We start from the raw sequence: 15508 nt of genomic DNA, 5'->3' as shown, positions 1-15508 counted from the left end.
AAGCTGCTCTGAGTACGTTCTACCTCCCCGAAAGAGGCACTTAATCACCCGTTTGACGCCATCCACGTCGTTGACCACCGGTATTGGGCTCAGTCCCGAACCTCCTGACCGACTCGATTCGACCACGTGAAGAGGATCTCCAAAAGAGCCCTTTTCACACGATTGAGTACCGTTTGACCGGGAATCCCCTCCTACGAGTGGATAGCACACGCCACAGACAATATTTTGATTACCATACAATTTTATGTGACTCGTACGGCCTCGGTAGTTAACTGACGAGCCCAGTTGGAGACGTTGTCGCCGAGTCCCTGAGTCACCTCAAGCAGACATAGAACTTTAATATTAACTTTGTTGATATGTTTCCAGCAGTCGGAACGGTCGGGTCCCATGGTAGCGAGCTCGTTGCTCGGTTCGGTAGGTGTCGGTGAGTCTGGCTCGTATCGGACCGCGACTCCGCCACCGCGTGAGTCGGACCGTCAGCCCAGTCGCGCTTCCAGCGACTCGACGAGCGAGTCGTTGCCGATGTAGACCGGGACGCGGTCGTGGATGCCGTCGGGCGTCCCCGAGAGGAGCGATTGCTCGCCGTCCGACGACCGCCCGCCCGCGCACTCGATGATGTAGCCGATGGGAAAGCCCTCGAACTGCTGTCGGAGTTTCCCGCTCGGTGCGTCGGTCTGTGCGGGGTACGCGAAGACGCCGCCGTAGTGGAGAATCTGGTTCACGTCACCGATCATCGACCCGCCGTAGCGGAGTTTCATCCCCTCGGTGCGCTCGGTCTCGCTGGCGAACGCCTCGAACTCGTCGAACCAGTGGTTGACGCGGCCGCCGAAACTGAAGATGGCGGGGTCGTCGGGCAGCGTCAACTCCTCGCGGAGCGGGCGCTTGATGCCCGATTCGAGGATGTACTCGCTGACGACGCCGTCGCGGGCGGCCACGAGCGTCGTCACCGGGCCGTAGAGGATGTAGCCAGCGGCGAGCAGGTTCTCGCCACCCGTGGGGAGCGGTTCGTCGTAGACGCTGTACAGCGTCCCCATCACGTTGTTCGGCTTCAGGTTCGTCGACCCGTCGAGCGGGTCGAGCGCGACGGACACGCCCTCGCCGATGTCGATGACGTCGGCGCGCTCCTCGCTGGCGTACTCGCCAACGCCGTCGAGGGGCCGGAGCCGCTTCAACAGCAGTTCGTCGGCGTAGGTGTCGGCTTCCAACTGGCGCTCGCCGCTCGGATTCGTGCCCTCCTCGTAGACGCGCCGGCCGGGCAGCCCCGCGCGAATCGACGGCGCGGCCGCACAGAGCGTCTCGACGACGGCGTCGACCACGTCGTCCTCCCGACTCGATTCGTCTGTCATGCGTTCGATACACCCTGCGGGGTCGCGGATGCGTCGAAGCGATTCGACGGGACGCCGACGGGCGGCGCGCGGACGGGCCTCGGAGTGGTCGTCATTACCTACAGATTCCGTGGACGGAGTATAGTTCTGTCCCCGAGCGTAAGCGTTGCACCGCGCCGACGACGGGGTTTGCGGCGGGTTTTCGGCTCGGGCGCTGTTGAAGTCCTCCGCTGGTGAAGGTTGTTGGACTCGTGCTGAATACAGGGTGCGAGTCGGCTATGAGTTCAGCACTCGATATGGGCAGAGCAAATCGCTACGTACACCCTCTATATTCAGCATACCTCACTACTCAATTCTCAATCATTTCAACAAGTCCAGAATTTCACAATCGGATATGCGAAAAGCCAAACATCGCTTCCCTGTACCATCAGTTAATGAGCGAGTCAAAAGACGCGGACGCGAGGCCAAAAATATCAGTTGCAGTTGTAGATAAGACGCACGCGAACGAGATTCCGGACAATATTGACTCTGAACTATATACGACAACAAGGCCTGAGTCATCGTTGGTTGAGTTTGCGGCTGACCCTGATGGGGAACTAGCAGAGGCACTCAGGCGAAACGGATTCGACGTCTGAGTTAATCCACTCGCACGCGCTACTGAACGGTTGGTTCAGCGTCGATACGATGGAATAAACGAAGGCTCCGTGAGAGATTACACCCTCTGTCTGTTGCACACTCCTTCTGACAGAACTTGACCGGTCATCGGTTGAAACCGACGGCGTCTCGTGATGCACCAGCGCCGGGTCAAGGAACATCAGGCATTCGTTAGAGAGAACAGATAGAGAAACAGTATAATCGAACTTCCAAACGTCAATGCTCCGTACAGAGGCAGAGACTTCCACGAGGGGGCTGGGCCGACCCAATTTGACACGAGAGTCCCGACTGCTGACAGTCCCAGAAGGCCGTACACGATTGGCATTCCTTCCAACGAGAGATAGCCACCAATTACGTCCACAGCAATCATTGTAGACAGGAGCCCACAACAGACAGCGAGGATGCCAGCGGTGGCCCGTCGCGTAATCGTCAATCCCATACGAAGTTGTGACAATACTCTATAATAAATTCGTTGTCGCTCGGTGGAAACAGATTACTGCGCGGCGAACAGTCGTTCGAACACGACCGTCGGGAACCGCGGTTCGAGTCGGCTCGGCGGCCGGCCCTTCCGGTCGACGCGCTCCGCCGTGACCCGACGGGTGATGCCGTCTTCGGCGAGTTCGTACAGGATGCGCTTGACCGTCGCCGCCGAGAGGTCGACCGACTTGGCGATGTGCTGGCTCGTCGCCCGCACCGACTGCTGTTGGTCGGGTCGCAACGCGAGGAGTTCGTGAAGCACCTGCTGGCGGTTCTCCGGGAGCGCGAACACGCGGCCGAGCGAGACGCACGGGCGCGGCACCGCAGCGATTCCCGCGGCGGTGTCGGCCGCGGTGATGCTCTGGTGTCTGTTCCGAGTCGCCTCGTCGGCCGCGCCGAACAGCGCCGCGAGCGCGTCGTGGGCGTCGCCGTCGGCCCACTCGGCGATGTCGCGCGCGAGTCGGTGGTCGAGCGTCCGCTGGGACCCGGCCGACGACGCCCGGGTCATCAGCACGTCGATGAGCACCTGACTCTGGTACGGTTCGAACTGAATCTCGCTGGCCGTGTAGTCGGTCAGCACCGTCTCGTCGGGCGACGAACGCCCGATGGCCAACCAACTGACCTTGCTCGGCAGTCCAGCACAGAGGTCGACGAACGCCTCGCCATCGAGCGTCCCCGGCTCTTCGAGGTGGTCGACGGCGACGATGGCTCCCGTCTGCGGGCCGTCGAGCGTCGCTTTGAGCCGCGACTGGAGCGCCTCCGTCTTGATGCCTTGCTTCGGCACCGACTCGTCGACGAGCGCGGCGAGCACGGCGTGATAGAACGCGAACGCGCTCGTCGTCTCGCGCGCGTCGACGTAGACGAACCGCGGCGCGAACGTCGCCTGCACGCGGGTCGTCGTGTGAATGGCGGCGTTGTTGACGCTCGACACGCGGACGAGGCGGTCGAAAAGCGCCGTCACGACCGCCGACTTCCCCGACCCTTTGGGGCCGTAGACGTAGGCGTTCGGCGGGAGGTGGCCGTCGAACACCGGGTCGAGGTAGTCGAGTAATCGCTCCAACACCGGCCCGCAGTTCACCGGGTCGTCGATGTGCACGACCGGCGAGAGCGAATCGTAGTCGACGAGGAGGCGAGGCTCACCGTCACGGCGCTGCCGACGTTTGATCCTCGCTTCGATGTCCATGTCGTGGATGATAGTTCCGAAATGGGAGGTATATCAGTTCTGACTGCTCACGGCAGCGGCACCGCGCCGGCCGTGGTGAAGACGCCCGCGATGGCGAGCAGGCCGAGGACGAACGTGGTCGTCACGATGGAGGCCGCGGGCGGGTCGAAGTGGGTGCTGCCGTGCGCGTAGAAGACGCGCTCGTACACCTCGCCGAGGACGCCGCCGAGGACGCCGAAGCCCGCACCGAGCACGAGCGCCACGGGGACGCTCGCGCCGTCGAGCATGGCCATGCTGGCGATGAACGTCGCCGGGAGGCTCATGTGGTGGGTGACCGGAATTTTCTCGACGCCGAGGTTCAAGAACAGCAGGCTCGTCGCGGAGATGCCGAACGGGATGAACAGGCTCCCCGTGCGCGCGAAGATGTACGCGCTGAGGATGCCAACGGCCATCCCGACGGCGGCAACGCCGCTCCACTTGTACTGGTGCGGGAGCCACGGCTCGACCGCGAGGCGGTACGAACCGCCGGTGGCGGTCCCACCGTCGGTCATCGCCTCGCGTTTTGTGCCCGTCTCGAACGGCGACACGTCGAGGAAGCCCTTGCCGCGGGGGGTTCCGACGAGTTCGTAGCCGAAGACGGCGCGGGCGAGCAGCGCGGTCAGGACGACGCCGACCGCGGGCGGGTCGAGCGGGAGCGCGAGGCCAGCAGAGGTCTGACGAATCGCCATCCCGATGACGCCGAAGACGCCGCCCACCGCGAGGATGTCCGGTCGGGTGCCGAGCGCGTACGCGATGTCCTTCGCGGGGTGGTAGTCGCCGTCGGCGGGTGCGGGCATACCGTCGTTCTTCGCGGCGTAGGCCGCGGCGGCGACGCCGCCCGCGAAGGCGACGTGGGGGCCGAAGACGGGGCCGAACGCCAGCGGGCCGACGATGCCGGCACCGTAGCCGCCCGCGGCGTCGGCGACGAGGCCACCGCCCCCGACGAACTCCGTGGAGACGACGTTGCCGGCCTCGCCGACGAGCACCATGATACCGGTGAAAATGAACGCCGGCAGCGCCCCGAGGGACGCGCCGAACATCCCGCCCGCGAACGAGGCGATGACGAGCACGAGGATGTCGATGGCTTCGAGGCCGAACACGATGGCCATCTCACTCGTCCCCCTCGGCTTCGTCTTCGCGCGCCCAGTCGAGCGAGCGGTCGACCGCGTCGTGCCAGCGGTCGTACATCTTGTCGACGCGCTCGGCGTCGGCTTCGGGCGAGAACTCTCGGTCGACCTGCCAGTTGTCGCGGAGTTCGTCCACGGTGTCCCAGTAGCCGACGGCGAGGCCGGCGGCGTACGCCGACCCGAGGGCGGTCGTCTCGTCGACCTCCGGCCGGGCGATGTCCGTCTGGATGATGTCGGACTGGAGCTGACAGAGGAAGTTGTTCTTGACCGCGCCGCCGTCGACGCGGAGCGCGTTCAGTTCGACGCCCGAGTCGGCCTCCATGGCCTCGGCCACGTCGCGGGTCTGGTAGGCGATGGATTCGAGCGTCGCGCGGACGAGATGCTCCTTCCGCGTGCCGCGGGTCATGCCGACGATGGTACCGCGGGCGCGGCCGTCCCAGTGGGGCGCGCCGAGGCCCGTGAACGCCGGGACCATGTAGACACCGTCCGTAGACTTCACGGAGCGAGCGAGCTCCGCCGTCTGGGCGGCGTTGTTGATGAGGTCGACGTCTTCGAGCCACTCGATGGCCGCGCCGGTGATGAAGATAGAGCCTTCGAGGGCGTACTGGACGGGCTCGCCGGAGAGTTGGAATCCGATGGTCGTCAGGAGGCCGTGGTCGGACGAGACCGCCTCGGTCCCGGTGTTCATGAGGTAGAACGAGCCGGTGCCGTAGGTGTTCTTCGCGTCGCCCTCGTCGAAGCAGGTCTGGCCGAACAGCGCGGCCTGCTGGTCGCCGAGCGCGCCCGCGACGGGGATTTCCGCGCCGAGGAAGCCGTCCGCGTCCGTGTGGCCGTAGAGGTCCTCGTCCGAGGACGGCCGGACCTCCGGAACCATCTCTTTGGGTACGTCGAACTCGGCGAGGAGGTCGTCGTCCCAGTCGAGCGCCTCGATGTCGTAGAGCATCGTCCGCGAGGCGTTCGACACGTCAGTGATGTGGTTGCCCGTCAGGTTGTAGATGAGCCACGCGTCGATGGTGCCCATCAGGAGTTCGCCCTCCTCCGCCCGACTACGGAGGTCGTCGCCGCGCGAACTCTGGAGCTTCAGCGGCTCCGCGTTGTCGAGAATCCACTCGACTTTCGTCGCCGAGAAGTAGGCGTCTGCTTCGAGGCCGGTCTTCTCGCGAATCCACTCGACTTTGTCTTCGGCCTGGAGCTCCTCGACGCGGTCGGTCGTCCGGCGGTCCTGCCAGACGAGCGCGTTGTGGACCGGCTTGCCCGTCTCGCGGTCCCAGACGATGGTCGTCTCGCGCTGGTTCGTGATGCCCAGCGCTTCGAGTTGCTCCGCGTCGAGGCCGGCGTCGGCCAGCCCGTCCGCGATGACCTGTTTCGTGTTCTCCCAGATTTCGAGGGGGTCGTGTTCGACCCAGCCCGGATTCGGGTAAATCTGCTCGTGTTTCTCGTAGGCGTTGCCGACGACCTGCCCGCTGTGATCGAAGATCATGAAGCGCGTTCCGGTCGTCCCCTGGTCGATCGAACCGACGTATGTGTCTACCATGTGTGTTCCGTGCCCTGCCCAATTTGTTATTGCTGGTGTGGGCTTACCAGTAAACAATATATTGAATCGTTATAAATATATCTCTCAGACTGATTTTCGTCGGTGACACTCGAGAAACGACTGTCGTTCGGGTGGGTACTCCGAGAACCCATAGACACTATAGAAGCGCGTTATTCCACGAATTCCCGGCCCATCCAGTGTTCATCCGAAAGCAACCGACGCTCGGCGACGAACGTATTCTTCACCGAGAACAATCACAGAATCAGTATGTTTACTAGCCATCCGCAGTGGGTAGTGTCGATTCGGTTCAGCTGTGCGAGCGAACGTGTTCGGGGTAATCGACTCGGTGGTCTCCCGCGAGGGACGATACGCATGGCAGACACCACCCTCGACGTGCGCGGCCTTCCCCCGGTAGAGCGCCATCCGAAGATTCACGCCGCCTTCGACGACCTCGACGCCGGCGAGTCGCTGACGATTCTCAACGACCACGACCCCAAGCCGCTGTTCTACGAGATGCAGGCGGAAGTCGACGCCTTCGACGCCGACAACTACACCGTCGAACAGCGCGCCCCCGACGAGTTCGCGGCGACGTTCCCGAAGAAGTAGCGTCGCGGCCGCGGGTCGTGACCGCGCTTCCGACCCGCCACCCGCAGTTCTCCACCTCGACGAATATGTTCGGAGTCACCGGTAGGACTCCGCGCCGCGCTAGGTCGCGTATGAGCGCCATTCCCGCCGACATCGACACGGCTCGACAGCCACCGATGACGATTCCGCTCCGGCACTTCGTCGTCGCGCTCGGTCTCCTCGCGGCCGCGGTGGGCCTCCGGGTCGGCCTCGCCGTCGGCGTCGCTCCCGGTGCCGCCCGCCTCGCGCACGTCCACCTCCTCGTCGCGGGGTGGGTGTGCGTCACCATCATGGGCGCGATGACGCAGTTCGTCCCGGTCTGGTCCGGCGTCGACCTCTACTCCCGACGACTCGCGACCGCCCAACTGTGGGCCGTCGGCGTCGGTCTCGTCGGCCTCGCCGCGTGCTTCCTCCTCGGCGCGTTCGCGTGGCTCCCGGTCTTCGGTGCCGCCGCCCTCCTCGGCTTCTGGACGTTCGCTTACAACATCGCGCGCACGCTCTCTCGACTCGACGGGTTCGACGTGACCGAGCGCCATTTCGGCCTCGCAATCGGCGCGCTCGTGGTCGTCACCGCGCTCGGGTTCCTGCTCGCAGTCGACTTCACGCGGCCGCTTTTCGCCGGCGTCGGCGCGACCCACGGAACCGTCCGCGCGACCCACGTCACGCTCGCCGTCTTCGGGGTCGTCGTGACGACCGTCGTCGGCGCGCTCTACCAACTCGCGACGATGTTCACCCAGACGAAACTCCGCGGCGTCGACGTGTGGCTCCGCCGCGTCGAGGAAATCGGCTATCCGCTCGGCGTCGTCGCACTCGCCGGCGGGAGACTCGTCTCCGAGCCGACGCTCGCGCGGGTCGGCGGCGCACTCGTCGCTCTCTCGCTTCTCGGCGTCGCGGCGATTCTCGCCCGCCGCCTCGTCGAGTCGTCGGTCGACTGGACGCCCATGCTCACACGGTACGCCGTCGCGGCCGTCGCGCTCGCCGCCTGGGCCGTCCTGACGCTCCCCGCGTGGTTCGCAGACCCGCTGGCCGGGGACCGCTTGTTCGGCGCGTCGGGGGGCGACTCGCTGTTCCTCCTCGGGTTCGTCGGCTTCGTCGTGCTCGGGACGCTCTACCACGTCGTCCCCTTCATCGTCTGGGTCCACCGCTACAGCGACCGCCTCGGCCTCGAACCCGTACCGATGCTCGACGACCTCTACAGCGACCGCCTCGCCCGCCTCGACTTCGCCCTCGTCGTCGCGGGCGTCACCGCCGTCGTCGCACACGACCTCGTCGGACTCTCTCCGGCCGCTGAGACGTTGGGCTGGACGCTCATACTCGTCGGTGTCGCGGTGTTCGCCGCGAACCTCCTGCGGGTTATCTGGCTCCACAGCCCGCAGTCGCTGGTCGGCGGCGCAGTCGCGTCGGCCGCCGATGCGGACGACGGCGCGCACTGAGTCGGGTCGTCAGCGACGCGTCTCGCACTCCCTCACAGTCCGAAGAGTTCGGGAGCGAGGAAGAGAATCGCGAGCAGGCATGTCAGGACGAGAATCGCCGCGACGCGCAGGACGCCGGCTGCTCGTCGTCGGTGCTTCGGAAGCGATTCCGCGAGTCCGGACAGCGCAGTCCCGGCTATCATGAACAGCAGCCACCCGCCCGACAAAGACTGTTCCACGACCGCGTACTGCCAGTACAGACCCGAGAAGACGAGCGCACCGCAGAGCTGGACGACTGGAAAGAGGCCGCCGGAGGGCTCGCTGAACACGGTTTCGTTCACAATGGAGGGCATCAAACGTGTCATCTCCCGCGACAGACAAAAGCGCCTGCATTCGCCACCCCGTTAGCCCTCGTTCTCACACTCAGACTCGCGCTCGCGCTCATTCGCTCCCGGTCGTGTCTCTCCCGAACAGGTTCGGCCGCAGGCTTACCGACGGCGCGGGCGACGACTCAGTCGTGATGCCAGAACACGCCGCGCTCGACGACCTTCCGGCACAGATGCACGCGCCCGTCTTCGAAACCGACAGACCGAAAACCGTCAGACTCCGCCTCGAGGCCGGGGACGAGGTGCCGGCGCACTCCCATCCCGGCTTCGACATCGTCTTCCACGTCGTCGACGGCCGGATGGAACTCGCGCTCGACGGCGAGACGCACGAGGTCGCGGCGGGGGAGTTGCTGCGGTTCGGCGGCGACCGCGACATCTCGCCGCGCGCGCCGGTTGATAGTAGCGCAGTGCTCGTGTTCGCGCCGGCTGACGACTGAACCGCGGGGTCACGACGAACGAAAAACGGACGCCTACTGTTTTTCGCCCGACAGCCGATTCAGCGCCGCCTCGAATCCCTCGGACAGCGACAGCGACTCCGGGTCCGACTCGTCGTCGCGCTCGTCCGTTGGCGTCCCGGCATCGGTGGTCGAGCCGTCCGTCTCCGCCTGCGCGTCGCCCGCGTCCATCGCGTCGAGTTCCGCGTTGATGGCGCCGGCCTGCTGGTGCATCGGCGCGACGCGGACCCGGACGCGGTCGTAGTCGTGGCGGTCGGCGAGGCCGTTCCACGCCCGGAACGCGCCGACGGTGAGCGTCTTCGACTGCGGGCAAAACGGCGTCGTCGGCGTGAACTCCGCGCGGAGGACCGACGGGTCGTCTCGGTCCTCCGCGTAGCGGAAGCCCGCGTCGGGGTGTCGTCGGTCGAGATTTAGTCGCGCGAGGTTGTAGCCGAACGTCACGTCGTAGACCCCGCGGTCTTCGAACAGTTCGCGGGCGACCCGGTGGACGGCGACGTGGTCGTCGCCCTCGAGGACGCGGTGACCGTCGAGGAAGGCGTCCAGGTCGGGCAGGTGCTCCGGGACGAACTGGTCGCTATCGTCGAAGCGGTCGGCCTGCGACCCGCCGCCGAACAGGGACGAAATGTCTGGCATAGTCCGAAATAGGGTCGCCACGGGCGTAGGCCCACCCCCGAACACGTTCACCACACTGTGCGGGGTGCCGGCGCTCCGGCTGGGTCGGAGCGGTCGACTACATACTGAACCGTCCACCCAGTCTCGAAGTGGCTTTATCTGCGGTCTACATCTACGGTACACCGCTTGCGGAACGATGAGTTCTAACCAATCGCTCGAAATTCTTGCCGTGGCTATTCTCTATCTGTGCGTGTTTGTGATGGTCGTCGGACCAGCTATCGAGTCGATACTCGGCTTTGAAACGCTCTCGATGGATGCCACAAGCGGCGTTGAACGCACATGGGACTTAGTCTCGAAACCACAGGGCTGGGTTCTCTGTCTCGGCTACGTCCCAGTTCATTTCGCGTACCTGTTCATCCGCGCACGACTCGCTGGCGAATCGGTTGACACCTACTGGGGCTGACACGCCAAGATGTGTGAATACGCCCTCTACATCTTGCACGCACCTTCTGACAGACGTCGGGTGAGTCTCAGCAGGTGTGCTGAATCGAGTGCGCGCCTCGGTTGTGGGAAGGGAGCTACTGATGCGGACGAGCCACGCGTAGGACAAACAGCGAGGACGCGTCTCGGAACGCAGGTTACCGAAATATCGTCACGACAGAAGCTGCTTTGGACGCACTCATCTCCGATTTATTTGTCGCTGTATCCGGTCGCGAACGTCGTCCGCGGAGTCGTATATTTCGTTGTCGACCGAAGCGAGCACCTCGTCGAGGGGTTTCCACCCTCCTTGCGTTTCGACCTCGTAGTCGCCGTAGTTCTCGGCGAGTTGCTCCGTTGTGGTCGGATAGTCTTGAACTTCGAGTGCATCGTCGAGGTCCCCAAGTTCCTTCCCGGGTTTGGGTTCGTCGGCGCGGTCACGTGCCTCTTGGAGCGCTCGCTCGCGCTGGCGCTGTTCTTCGTTGGCGGCTTGCTTATCTCGTCCCTGTTTATCGTCTGGCATCCTTGGCTTCGCATTTTGAAAGCGAACGGCATAATGCTGTGGTCGATTCTCGGTATGTCGCTTCCGCCACACGGGTTCTGTCAGTCCCGGCGGGGTTCAACAGCGTCAGGTAGAAAACCGGTCAGTCCGGGGACTGCCGGCCGGTGCGATGGCGCTACTGCGGGTCAGGGTCGGGGTCGAATATCTCGGGGTCTTCCGGCCCTTCGGCGCGGACGACCGCCATACAGCCCTTGCGGACGACGCGGGACAGCGAGTGGTCGACGAGTTTGAAGTCGCCGGGGACGGGCGAACTCATCGTTGCGATGGTCGTGCTCCCCGGCGGCACTTGTCGCGTCTGGATGTGGGTCTGCGGGTCGGTCGTCAGCGACCCCTCGGGGTAGAGCGTCTCCCAGACGCTCCCGATGGGGTGGAAGCTACTGGAGAGGTTCGGCCCCCCGTCGACGAAGTACACCCGGACCGTCTCGTCGAGGCCGACCGTCGCGGCCGGCCCCCGACCGTTGGGCGTCCACGCGTACTTCTCGCCGTTCATGAGGACGTACGTCGGGTCCTCGTTCCGCATGGCCTCGTAGTCGAAGCTGTGTTGGCCCTCCTCGCCGGCGTCCTTGTCGGTGTAGAGTTCGTGCTGGCCGAGGTATATCTCGTGGTCGACCTCGGGCATCCCCTCCGGCGGTTCGACGAGGATGAGGCCGAACATCCCGGCGCTGATGTGCATGTCCATGTTCGGCACGGCGCAGTGGTAGATGTACGCGCCGGGGTAGGTGGCCTTGAACCGCAGGTGCGCCGTCTCGCCGGGGTTCGTCATCGTCGCTTCCGCGCCCCCGCCGGGGCCGGCGACCGCGTGGAAGTCGACGTTGTGCGGCATGGTGTTTTCCTCGGGGTTCTCGAACGTCACGTTCACCGTGTCGCCCTGCCGGACGCGGACGAGCGGGCCGGGAACCTGCCCGTTGTACGTCGTGTAGGTGAACGTCACACCGTCTTCGACCTCGGCTGTCACCTCCTCCGGCCGGAGCGTCACGTCGACTTCGGCGGGTTCGCGCCGGTCGATGGGACCGGGGATGTCCGTCGGGTCGGCCGCGACTTGGTCGACCAGATTCGTCGAACTCTGTTGTGTCGGTTCCTCCGTCTCGTCGAGCGACTGCGCGGCGGTCGGTGCGTCCGTCGCACAGCCGGCGAGCGAGGCGACGCCGCCGAGTCCGAGCCACTGGAGCGTCCGCCGCCGGGTCGTAGATAGCATCTGTGTCTCCCTCCAGTTGAATCGAGTGCCCGAACACGGGTATAAACGAACAATGGTTGTACGGTTGGGAGACGCACTCCGAACATCTTCGCGAGTCGTACCACGCCGCGAGACGCGAAGAAGCGCGGCCGCTTTCGAGCGCGTGAATCCCGAGAAGACGAACGGTCAGTTCAGTCGTCGCCGACGAAGCGGTCACGGCGGTACCGGCACTGCTCGCAGAAGAACTGCGCGAGTCCCGCTGGTTGTGTGCCGGTGAAGGCCATCTCGGAGCCGCAGTCAGGGCACCATTCGGAGTGGGTGGTATTCGTGTGGTCTGAACTCATACCACGTACAAACGCGTGAGGAGTTATTACATTAACGATTATGCCAAATTGCGCGCGATTGATACGTTTCGGGCCGCAGACGGGGCAACGCCGACGTTATCGAGGGGCACGCAGGAGGAGGGTCGGTGACGGCGACGACTCAGGGTTCCCAAATCGCGGTGACGACGCCGTCGTCTCGCTCGGCGGAGCAGTAGGCGAACCCCCGGTCGTCGAGCTTCGGGTAGAGGAACTTCGGCTCGCGGTCGTTGAGCTGGACGAACACGGTGTCGCCGTCGAGTGCGGCGAGGCGGTTCATCGTCTCCGTGAGCGGTTCCGGCGGCGGCAGCTCCCGAACGTCGAGGAAGCTCACCGCTCGTTCGCTCGGTGCGTCGAGTCCGTCGAGGTACGCTTCGTGCTCCATACCGGTGTCGTGGGGCCGCCGGAGCAGGAAGTTCACCCCGAACGTGTTCGTCCCGTCGCCACCGGTCTTGCGGCCGAACGCGTTCGGGGTGTGGCTCACCTTTCACGCCCTCGAACCACCCGACCAGAGCCATGTCTCGACCGCCACACCTCGACACCGACACGGGCACGGGGAGCGACGCGGACGCGCCGCCGACGGCGACCGCCCCGCCGGACCCGTCGAGCATCGACACCTCGCGGCGGCCGTTCGTCCTCATCTGGGAGGTCACCCAGGCGTGCGACCTCGCGTGCGACCACTGCCGGGCGGACGCGACGCCGGCGCGACACCCCGACGAACTGACGACGGCGGAGGGAACGCGCCTGCTCGACCAGGCCCGCGAGTTCGGCCCCGGGCAGCTCGTCGTCCTCTCCGGCGGCGACCCGCTCGCCCGCTCGGACCTCGTCGACCTCGTCGAGTACGGGACCGACATGGGCCTCAGGATGACGCTCACGCCGAGCGGGACGTCGTCGCTGACGTCCGAGACGGTCGCCGCCCTCGCCGACGCGGGCGTCAAGCGCATGGCGCTCAGCCTCGACGGCGCGACCGCGGCGTCGCACGACGCCTTCCGAGGCGAAGACGGAAGCTTCGAGCAGACCGTCGCGGCCGCCCGCGCGGCCCGCGAGGCCGGGCTCCCGCTCCAGATAAACACGACCGTCTGCGCCGAAACGGTCGACGAGCTCCCCGCGCTCTGCGACCTCGTGGCCGACCTCGGCGCGGTCCTCTGGTCCGTGTTCTTCCTCGTCCCCGTCGGTCGGGGGCGCGTTCTCGACCCGATTTCCCCCGAACGCGCCGAGCGCGTCATGGAGTGGCTGACCGAGGTGAGCGAGGAAGCGCCCTTCGGCGTCAAGACGACCGAAGCGCCCCACTACCGCCGAGTCGCCATCCAGCGCCGGCGGGACGCGAGCGACGCGCCCCCGACCGACGGCATCGGCCGCCGACTCGGTATCACCGCCGGTGACGGCTTCGCCTTCGTCAGCCACACCGGAGAGCTGTTCCCGTCGGGCTTCCTCCCCGCGTCCGCCGGCTCGGTCCGCGACGGCGGACTCGTCGAGCGGTACCGCGAGAGCGACCTCTTTCGGTCGCTCCGGGACCGCGACGCCCTCCGCGGGAAGTGCGGCGCGTGCGAGTTCCGCCACGTCTGCGGCGGCAGTCGCTCGCGGGCCTACGCCCACACCGGCGACCCGCTGGCCAGCGACCCGCTCTGCGGGTACGTGCCCACCGACTACGACGGCCCGATACCCGGGACTCGGTCGGCGGGCGACTGACGCCTCGGGAAGTGGCAGCGCACGGGAAGCGACCCGAACACGTTCGGGACAACCGCTTGCATCCGTCGCCGCCGAGGTGTAGCTGATGACGCGCGACACAACCTTTACGAGACGGCGCTTTACGGCACTGACTGCGACGGCGGCGCTGTCGACGGCGCTCGCCGGCTGTTCCGGCTCCGGCGGTGACGCCGCGAACGCGGCCGCGGCGGACGGGGACGACGCGACGACCGCCGAATCGACCGCCGAGCCGACGACCGAATCCGGCGGCACGACCGGCGGCGACGACGGTTCCGGCGACGGGAGCGCTCCACAGTTCGACGGCTGGTTCGACAACGTCGACAACTACGACGGAGTGCTGGACAAGACGGGGAGTTCGACGGTGACGGTGACTGTTGGTGCGCAGGCCAACGGCGGGGCGTTCGGGTTCGGCCCGGCCGCCGTGCGGGTCTCGACGGGAACCACGGTCGTCTGGGAGTGGAACGGGAAGGGCGGGTCACACAACGTCGCCGCCGCCGACGGCGGGTTCGAATCGGAACTCGTCGGCGACAGCGGTCACACGTTCGAACACACCTTCGAGGAAGTCGGGACGTACAGATACGCCTGTACGCCCCACGAGACGCTCGGCATGAAGGGCGCGGTCGTCGTCGAGTAGCGTCCGGCCGCGCCGTTTTTCGGTCTGTTTCCGCCCGGAGTCGGCCGGTTCTCGACTGCCGCGAACTTCTTCTCCCGGTGCGACGAATCTCTCGCATGGGCCACCCGCTCCTCGCCGCCGCGCGCCGCCGCCCCTCGATGACGTTCGCCCTCGCGGGCGGCGCGTTCGCGCTCTGGTACGTTCTCGCCGACCCAGTGGTCGCGTTACTGACCGGCGGCGACCCTGCCGTCCCCTCCGGACCGATGGTGGTGCTCGTCGCCGGGGGCTTTCTCGGGGGCGGCCTGCTCGCCAGCCTGCTCTGGCGGCGACTCGGCGGGGCGAACTCCCGAGTCCGCGGCGCGCTCGTCGGCGGCCTCGTGGGATTGCTCGCGCTCCCGGTCCCGATGTACCTGCTCGAACTCGCGGTCGTCGTGATGGAGGGCAGTCCGTTCGAAGCGTCGGCCGGCGCGGGGCCGGTCTCGGCGCTCGTGGAGACCGTTATCCTGTTTCTCGTCGTCCCGCTGTTGCTCGGGGCGCTGGGCGTGATTGCGACCCTCGGCGGAACGGTCGTCGTCGGGGCCGCGACGGGGCTGGTACTCGCGTGGGAGTGAGTCGGGAGTCCACCGCCGGCATAAATCGGAAGAGGTGAATCAGTCGCTGGTGGCTCGTTGAATCCGCTTACTGGTGGGTGTACGGGACACGGACAACGGGTGTGTGCAGCGGGTTGGATTGACAGCCACGATAGTACAGCATCGAAGAAAACGTAACAATCGAAGCACAGATTATATATCTGAAGTACCCTTCGTCAG

General features: G+C 65.7%; 18 protein-coding genes. 8 read left to right on the top strand and 10 right to left on the bottom strand.

The window, feature by feature from the left end:
- Positions 1-476 precede the first annotated feature (476 nt).
- A complete protein-coding gene (locus BN984_RS01630) occupies positions 477-1346 on the bottom strand; it encodes a class 1 fructose-bisphosphatase (protein ID WP_008096171.1) in 870 nt (289 codons plus the stop codon).
- A 413-nt stretch (positions 1347-1759) separates the two neighbouring features.
- On the opposite strand from BN984_RS01630, the gene BN984_RS18875 reads away from it, so the two are divergent.
- Entirely contained in the window at positions 1760-1960 is a 201-nt protein-coding gene (locus BN984_RS18875) for a hypothetical protein (RefSeq protein WP_081605163.1), read from the top strand.
- Positions 1961-2472: 512 nt separating this feature from the next.
- Here the strand turns inward: BN984_RS18875 and BN984_RS01625 are convergent.
- Genes BN984_RS01625 through glpK form a run of 3 tightly spaced genes read right to left on the bottom strand, consistent with a single transcriptional unit; the run spans position 2473 to position 6318 of the window.
- On the bottom strand, positions 2473-3639 hold the full coding sequence (locus BN984_RS01625; protein WP_049967493.1) for a Cdc6/Cdc18 family protein: 1167 nt from the start codon (positions 3637-3639) through the stop codon (positions 2473-2475).
- A gap of 47 nt (positions 3640-3686) precedes the next feature.
- Complete coding sequence (locus BN984_RS01620; RefSeq protein WP_008096175.1) at positions 3687-4766, bottom strand: hypothetical protein; 1080 nt, start codon at positions 4764-4766, stop codon at positions 3687-3689.
- 1 nt (position 4767) lies between these two features.
- Positions 4768-6318 (bottom strand): glycerol kinase GlpK, encoded by a 1551-nt coding sequence (gene glpK / locus BN984_RS01615; RefSeq protein WP_008096177.1) that lies wholly within the window; start codon positions 6316-6318, stop codon positions 4768-4770.
- A 372-nt stretch (positions 6319-6690) separates the two neighbouring features.
- Here glpK and BN984_RS01610 point away from each other — a divergent pair, with 372 nt between their 5' ends.
- Together BN984_RS01610 and BN984_RS01605 are read left to right on the top strand one after the other, a co-directional pair.
- On the top strand, positions 6691-6924 hold the full coding sequence (locus BN984_RS01610) for a DUF2249 domain-containing protein (protein WP_049967492.1): 234 nt from the start codon (positions 6691-6693) through the stop codon (positions 6922-6924).
- Positions 6925-7034: 110 nt separating this feature from the next.
- Complete coding sequence (locus tag BN984_RS01605; protein ID WP_049967491.1) at positions 7035-8375, top strand: hypothetical protein; 1341 nt, start codon at positions 7035-7037, stop codon at positions 8373-8375.
- A gap of 32 nt (positions 8376-8407) precedes the next feature.
- Here BN984_RS01605 and BN984_RS01600 read toward each other — a convergent pair whose 3' ends face one another.
- On the bottom strand, positions 8408-8707 hold the full coding sequence (locus BN984_RS01600; RefSeq protein WP_049913653.1) for a hypothetical protein: 300 nt from the start codon (positions 8705-8707) through the stop codon (positions 8408-8410).
- A 167-nt stretch (positions 8708-8874) separates the two neighbouring features.
- On the opposite strand from BN984_RS01600, the gene BN984_RS01595 reads away from it, so the two are divergent.
- Positions 8875-9177, top strand: coding sequence for a cupin domain-containing protein (locus BN984_RS01595; protein ID WP_049967490.1), 303 nt, complete (start codon positions 8875-8877; stop codon positions 9175-9177).
- A gap of 33 nt (positions 9178-9210) precedes the next feature.
- Here BN984_RS01595 and BN984_RS01590 read toward each other — a convergent pair whose 3' ends face one another.
- Positions 9211-9828 carry a hypothetical protein gene (locus BN984_RS01590; protein ID WP_049967489.1) on the bottom strand — a complete coding sequence of 206 codons (618 nt, stop codon included), beginning with the start codon at positions 9826-9828 and terminating at the stop codon, positions 9211-9213.
- Between the two features lie 175 nt (positions 9829-10003).
- On the opposite strand from BN984_RS01590, the gene BN984_RS01585 reads away from it, so the two are divergent.
- Positions 10004-10270 carry a hypothetical protein gene (locus tag BN984_RS01585; RefSeq protein ID WP_049967488.1) on the top strand — a complete coding sequence of 89 codons (267 nt, stop codon included), beginning with the start codon at positions 10004-10006 and terminating at the stop codon, positions 10268-10270.
- Between the two features lie 216 nt (positions 10271-10486).
- On the opposite strand, the gene BN984_RS01580 is transcribed toward BN984_RS01585, so the two are convergent.
- The 4 genes from BN984_RS01580 to BN984_RS01570 form a co-directional block, all read right to left on the bottom strand.
- Complete coding sequence (locus BN984_RS01580; protein WP_049967487.1) at positions 10487-10807, bottom strand: DUF5789 family protein; 321 nt, start codon at positions 10805-10807, stop codon at positions 10487-10489.
- 154 nt (positions 10808-10961) lie between these two features.
- Positions 10962-12041, bottom strand: coding sequence for a copper-containing nitrite reductase (nirK, locus tag BN984_RS01575; RefSeq protein ID WP_008096192.1), 1080 nt, complete (start codon positions 12039-12041; stop codon positions 10962-10964).
- A gap of 170 nt (positions 12042-12211) precedes the next feature.
- Positions 12212-12364 carry an HVO_2142 family zinc finger protein gene (locus BN984_RS19300; RefSeq protein WP_008096193.1) on the bottom strand — a complete coding sequence of 51 codons (153 nt, stop codon included), beginning with the start codon at positions 12362-12364 and terminating at the stop codon, positions 12212-12214.
- Between the two features lie 139 nt (positions 12365-12503).
- The gene (locus BN984_RS01570) at positions 12504-12863 is read right to left on the bottom strand and encodes a DUF2249 domain-containing protein (RefSeq protein WP_008096194.1); all 360 of its coding nucleotides are present in this window, start codon (positions 12861-12863) and stop codon (positions 12504-12506) included.
- 32 nt (positions 12864-12895) lie between these two features.
- Here BN984_RS01570 and BN984_RS01565 point away from each other — a divergent pair, with 32 nt between their 5' ends.
- The 3 genes from BN984_RS01565 (at position 12896) to BN984_RS01555 (ending at position 15310) form a co-directional block, all read left to right on the top strand.
- Positions 12896-14068 (top strand): TIGR04053 family radical SAM/SPASM domain-containing protein, encoded by a 1173-nt coding sequence (locus BN984_RS01565; RefSeq protein ID WP_049967486.1) that lies wholly within the window; start codon positions 12896-12898, stop codon positions 14066-14068.
- Between the two features lie 85 nt (positions 14069-14153).
- A complete protein-coding gene (locus tag BN984_RS01560) occupies positions 14154-14720 on the top strand; it encodes a halocyanin domain-containing protein (protein ID WP_049967485.1) in 567 nt (188 codons plus the stop codon).
- Between the two features lie 95 nt (positions 14721-14815).
- A complete protein-coding gene (locus BN984_RS01555; protein WP_008096197.1) occupies positions 14816-15310 on the top strand; it encodes a hypothetical protein in 495 nt (164 codons plus the stop codon).
- Positions 15311-15508 lie beyond the last annotated feature (198 nt).

The organism is Haloferax prahovense, from assembly GCF_000723845.1.
GTDB classification, from domain to species: domain Archaea; phylum Halobacteriota; class Halobacteria; order Halobacteriales; family Haloferacaceae; genus Haloferax; species Haloferax prahovense.
This window is presented reverse-complemented; position numbering and strand designations above follow the sequence as displayed.

Bases quoted from the DNA above. Each gene is read 5' to 3' on its own strand.
- BN984_RS01630 (WP_008096171.1), bottom strand. From the start codon at position 1,346: ATGACAGACGAATCGAGTCGGGAGGACGACGTGGTCGACGCCGTCGTC.
- BN984_RS18875 (WP_081605163.1), top strand. From the start codon at position 1,760: ATGAGCGAGTCAAAAGACGCGGACGCGAGGCCAAAAATATCAGTTGCA.
- BN984_RS01625 (WP_049967493.1), bottom strand. From the start codon at position 3,639: ATGGACATCGAAGCGAGGATCAAACGTCGGCAGCGCCGTGACGGTGAG.
- BN984_RS01620 (WP_008096175.1), bottom strand. From the start codon at position 4,766: ATGGCCATCGTGTTCGGCCTCGAAGCCATCGACATCCTCGTGCTCGTC.
- glpK (WP_008096177.1), bottom strand. From the start codon at position 6,318: ATGGTAGACACATACGTCGGTTCGATCGACCAGGGGACGACCGGAACG.
- BN984_RS01610 (WP_049967492.1), top strand. From the start codon at position 6,691: ATGGCAGACACCACCCTCGACGTGCGCGGCCTTCCCCCGGTAGAGCGC.
- BN984_RS01605 (WP_049967491.1), top strand. From the start codon at position 7,035: ATGAGCGCCATTCCCGCCGACATCGACACGGCTCGACAGCCACCGATG.
- BN984_RS01600 (WP_049913653.1), bottom strand. From the start codon at position 8,707: ATGCCCTCCATTGTGAACGAAACCGTGTTCAGCGAGCCCTCCGGCGGC.
- BN984_RS01595 (WP_049967490.1), top strand. From the start codon at position 8,875: ATGCCAGAACACGCCGCGCTCGACGACCTTCCGGCACAGATGCACGCG.
- BN984_RS01590 (WP_049967489.1), bottom strand. From the start codon at position 9,828: ATGCCAGACATTTCGTCCCTGTTCGGCGGCGGGTCGCAGGCCGACCGC.
- BN984_RS01585 (WP_049967488.1), top strand. From the start codon at position 10,004: ATGAGTTCTAACCAATCGCTCGAAATTCTTGCCGTGGCTATTCTCTAT.
- BN984_RS01580 (WP_049967487.1), bottom strand. From the start codon at position 10,807: ATGCCAGACGATAAACAGGGACGAGATAAGCAAGCCGCCAACGAAGAA.
- nirK (WP_008096192.1), bottom strand. From the start codon at position 12,041: ATGCTATCTACGACCCGGCGGCGGACGCTCCAGTGGCTCGGACTCGGC.
- BN984_RS19300 (WP_008096193.1), bottom strand. From the start codon at position 12,364: ATGAGTTCAGACCACACGAATACCACCCACTCCGAATGGTGCCCTGAC.
- BN984_RS01565 (WP_049967486.1), top strand. From the start codon at position 12,896: ATGTCTCGACCGCCACACCTCGACACCGACACGGGCACGGGGAGCGAC.
- BN984_RS01560 (WP_049967485.1), top strand. From the start codon at position 14,154: ATGACGCGCGACACAACCTTTACGAGACGGCGCTTTACGGCACTGACT.
- BN984_RS01555 (WP_008096197.1), top strand. From the start codon at position 14,816: ATGGGCCACCCGCTCCTCGCCGCCGCGCGCCGCCGCCCCTCGATGACG.